We start from the raw sequence: 444 nt of genomic DNA on the forward strand, positions 1-444 counted from the left end.
GTGTAACTCACGGTGAGGTTACCATTCGCTAAAAAGTCCGCCACCTCTGCCGTCAACGGTTCATCGACATCGAGCGTAAACACATAATTCAAAGTACCATCGACTTCTTTATCGAGTGACACATCAAACTGAGCTGGATTGCCTTCAACGATTTGGCCTGCATCGCTCACGGTGAGTACCGGCGTGTCGTTATTGACTTCGCCGCCATCGTCTATGATGGTTGCACCGCCACTGTCACTGAGATTCAAGGCTTCATTGTTATCACCGATGCTACCCGTTACGGTAACATCGAGCTCAAAACTTTCCACACCCTCAAAGATCTCATCGTTGTAGGTGCCAACAGTCACCGTCATGCCCGTCGCATCACCCGGAATATCGAGGTTACCACCGTTACTGATCGGGAAGGATTGAGGGCCGTTACTGTCGGTGTAACTCACGGTGAGG

At 50.7% G+C, this 444-nt stretch carries 1 protein-coding gene; it reads right to left on the reverse strand.

Annotated features, from left to right (window positions below):
* Positions 1–444 (reverse strand): hypothetical protein (locus ELS82_RS26640; RefSeq protein ID WP_167489576.1); only part of this gene is annotated, 444 nt, incomplete at both ends.

Origin of the sequence: Vibrio ouci (assembly GCF_004551525.1) — a bacterium.
Taxonomy (GTDB): Bacteria; Pseudomonadota; Gammaproteobacteria; order Enterobacterales; family Vibrionaceae; genus Vibrio; species Vibrio ouci.